The sequence below is a fragment of the Planomonospora algeriensis genome, assembly GCF_977012225.1.
Genome location: NZ_CDRNDK010000605.1, coordinates 1 through 3,161, shown reverse-complemented (window position 1 = coordinate 3,161; position 3,161 = coordinate 1). Strand labels below are relative to the sequence as shown.

General features: G+C 74.1%; 5 protein-coding genes. 2 read left to right on the top strand and 3 right to left on the bottom strand.

Annotated elements, in window-relative coordinates; translation table 11 throughout:
* Positions 1-80: 80 nt before the first annotated feature.
* Positions 81-335, bottom strand: a complete 255-nt coding sequence (locus ACWJ6R_RS33220) for a helix-turn-helix domain-containing protein (RefSeq protein ID WP_449066014.1) — start codon at positions 333-335, stop codon at positions 81-83.
* A 64-nt stretch (positions 336-399) separates the two neighbouring features.
* Between ACWJ6R_RS33220 and map the strand changes: the two genes are divergently transcribed.
* The gene (map, locus tag ACWJ6R_RS33215) at positions 400-1,167 is read left to right on the top strand and encodes a type I methionyl aminopeptidase (RefSeq protein WP_449066013.1); all 768 of its coding nucleotides are present in this window, start codon (positions 400-402) and stop codon (positions 1,165-1,167) included.
* Between the two features lie 163 nt (positions 1,168-1,330).
* Positions 1,331-1,663, top strand: coding sequence for a DUF3817 domain-containing protein (locus ACWJ6R_RS33210; RefSeq protein WP_449066012.1), 333 nt, complete (start codon positions 1,331-1,333; stop codon positions 1,661-1,663).
* Positions 1,664-1,694: 31 nt separating this feature from the next.
* Here the strand turns inward: ACWJ6R_RS33210 and ACWJ6R_RS33205 are convergent, their stop codons facing one another.
* The gene (locus ACWJ6R_RS33205; protein ID WP_449066011.1) at positions 1,695-2,711 is read right to left on the bottom strand and encodes a DUF4037 domain-containing protein; all 1,017 of its coding nucleotides are present in this window, start codon (positions 2,709-2,711) and stop codon (positions 1,695-1,697) included.
* A gap of 99 nt (positions 2,712-2,810) precedes the next feature.
* Positions 2,811-3,161 (bottom strand): GNAT family N-acetyltransferase (locus tag ACWJ6R_RS33200; RefSeq protein ID WP_449066010.1); only part of this gene is annotated, 351 nt, incomplete at its 5' end.

Below are 3,161 nucleotides of genomic sequence, written 5' to 3'. Positions count from 1 at the left end.
GGCTTGCCGCGGGCCCGCTCGGCCGCCGCCGTCCGGGCCCGCGGTTCCGGTGCCCGGACGGCGGGCGCCGCTCGGGTGCGCTAGGCGGCGCGTTCGGCGGCGCTCACCTCGGCCAGGACGTCCAGGGAGACACCGAGCGCCTGGGCCAGGGCGGCGACGGTGAAGAAGGCCGGGGTGGGGACCCTGCCGGTCTCGATCTTGCGGAGGGTCTCGGCGGACAGCCCGGCGGCGGCGGCCACCTCGGCCATGCTCCGCTCGCCGCGCGCCTGGCGCAGGATCGTGCCCAGCCGGTGACCGCGTTCGCGGTCCAGTTCGCTCAACGGAGGTCGCACCATGCAGCGATCCTAGCAACCGTGATAACAATACCGGTATAAGTATTGGATTCATGGGAGGACCGACATGGTAGAGATCAAGACACCGGCCGAGATAGAGGCCATGGCCGAAGCCGGCAAGATCGTCGCAGCGGCCCTGGCCGCCGTCGGCGCACACGCCGCCGTCGGGGTGAGCCTGCGGGAACTCGACGAGATCGCCCGCACCGTGATCACCGAATCCGGCGCCACCTCACCCTTCCTCGGCTACCGGCCCTCCTTCGCCCCCACCCCGTTCCCCGCCATGATCTGCACCTCCGTGAACGACGCCATCGTGCACGGCATCCCCGGCCGCTACCGCCTGCGCGACGGCGACCTGCTGAGCGTCGACTGCGGCGCCCTCCTGGACGGCTGGGCCGCCGACGCGGCAATCAGCCTCACCGTCGGCCGCCCCCGCCCGGCCGACCTGGCGCTCATCGCGACCACGCAGGCCGCACTGGAAGCCGCCATCGCACTGTGCGTACCCGGAGGCCGCCTCGGCGACCTCGGCCACGCGATCGCCCGGACCGGCCGCGCCGCCGGCTACGGCATCCCCGAGGACTTCGGCGGACACGGCATCGGCCGGGCCATGCACGAAGACCCGCACGTGCCCAACCAGGGCCGCCCCGGACGCGGCCTGACGCTCCGGCCCGGCCTGGTACTGGCCATCGAGCCGATGTTCACCGCCGGCGGTACCGACGGCTACGTGACCGCCCCCGACGGCTGGACCCTGTCCAGTACCGACGGCAGCCGCGCCGCCCACATCGAGCACACCGTCGCGGTCACCGACGACGGACCGCGCGTCCTGACCCGGCCATGACGCAAGAACGCCCGCCCGCACCACACCGGCAGCGACGGCACGCACACCGCATCGCCGCAACACCTTACCGACCGGGCCCGCCGCCCTCCCGGCGGGGAGCACGCCCCCGGCCCCCTAGGCTGAAGACCGCTCCCGGTTCCACTCCAAGGAAGGTACCCCCGCCGTGCCCAGCATCCCCGCCGCGCCCGCCGCACTGCGCCTGTTCCGCTACGTCGCGATCGCCGAGGCGTGCTCATGGGCGGGCCTGCTCGTCGGCATGTACTTCAAGTACATCGCCGCCACCGGCGACCTCGGCGTGAAGATCTTCGGCCCGATCCACGGAGCCCTGTTCGTGCTCTACGTCCTCGGAACGCTCACCGCCGCCCGCACGGCCCGCTGGAGCACCGGCACGACCGCACTCGGCCTGGCGTGCGCGGTACCGCCGTTCACCTCCCTGTGGTTCGAACGGCGCATGTCCGCCCGCCTCACCGCCCCCGCTCCGGCCACCGCGGCCTGAAGCCCTCCCGGCCGGCCCCTCCAGGCCCGGTTCACAGGCCCAGTACGGCCCGCGTGACGGCGCGGCACCGGTCCGGGCGCGTGAGCACCTCGACGGAGCCGGCGAACTGGTCCACCGACCCGGCCGGCGGCAGCGCCGCCACCACCGGGTCGGTCACCGCCGCCTCCAGCGCGTCGGCGAACCGCCCGGCGCCGATCACCTGGAAGGGCCGGCCGGAGAAACCCCGCAAAGACGCCTCCAGCGGCTCGGCCAGCCCCACCCGGTTGTGCAGCGCCGCCACCCGCTCGTACGCGCGCCCCAGATGCCGCTCCCGCTCCCGCCACTCCGGCGCCGCCACCGCCCGCGACAGCGCGTCACCGAGCTCGGCCGCCCCCGACAGGCGGGCGAACCCGCTGCCCAGCCATTTCGAGTACGGCGGATAGCGGCGGCGCATCAGCAGCGCCAGCCGCATCACCTCCCGGGCCAGCCGAGCGGTCAGCACCGCCGAACCCAGGTCGTCGCCCACCTCCCCGCACCGGCCCGGAAACGACTCCTCCTGCGCCAGACGCCGCCACTGCGCCGCCAGCACGTACCGCCACAGATCAACCGGATACCAGCGCAGCGCGGCCCGCGCCGGCTCCAGCACACCCAGCCCGTCGTGGAAGACCTCCCCGCTGGTGACCTCCGCCAGCCGCTGCCACGGCGCCGACAACCAGTCCAGGACACCCACCCCCCGGCCGGGATCGAACCCGAGCCGCTCGGCGAACCACCCCCCGGGATCGGCCACCACCACACCGTTGCCGCCCCCGAACACCGTCGGATACCCGCCGAAGACCTCGGGCAGACCCCGCCCCACCGCCTCCCGCACCTCCTCCACGGCCCCGGCGGCGGTGAACAGCACCACCCGCGGCCCCCAGCCGTGGTCGGTCGAGCGCTCGGTGTCGAACGCCAGCACCTCCGAACCCGCGCCGATCAGCGCGGCACTGTGCGCCACCCCGGCGACCAGGGGCCGCACCACCTCGGTGTAGAAGTCACGCGACAACTGCAGACCAGGCACGAAACTGGACATCATTCCGTCCACTCTGCCCGGGCTTCTCCCCCTGCGCACCCGGTTTTCCCCCCGCCTGAAAGCGGCCCGCTCCAGCCCTCCTCCAGGCGGGAAGACCCGTCAGCCCCCAGTCAGCTCCGCCGCGGCCACCGGCCGGATCCGCATGCCCAGCCGCTCATAAAGGCGGATCGCGCCCCGATTGGCGGTGTCGACCATCAACGCCACCCTGCCGTGCTCGGCGGCCAGCTCACCGAAGACGAACCCGCACACCGCCTCACCCAGCCCCCGGCCCCGCCAGGACGGCGCGGTGCCCACCCCGGCCACGAAACCGACCTGCGGCGCCGACCACGCATCAGCGGCCACCACCACCAGCTCCCCATCGGCACCCCGGATCCCGGCCCACCGGCGGATCCCCGCCACCCCCGGCACCGCCCACGCCGACGGCGACGCCGACTCCAGCAGCGCCGCCAC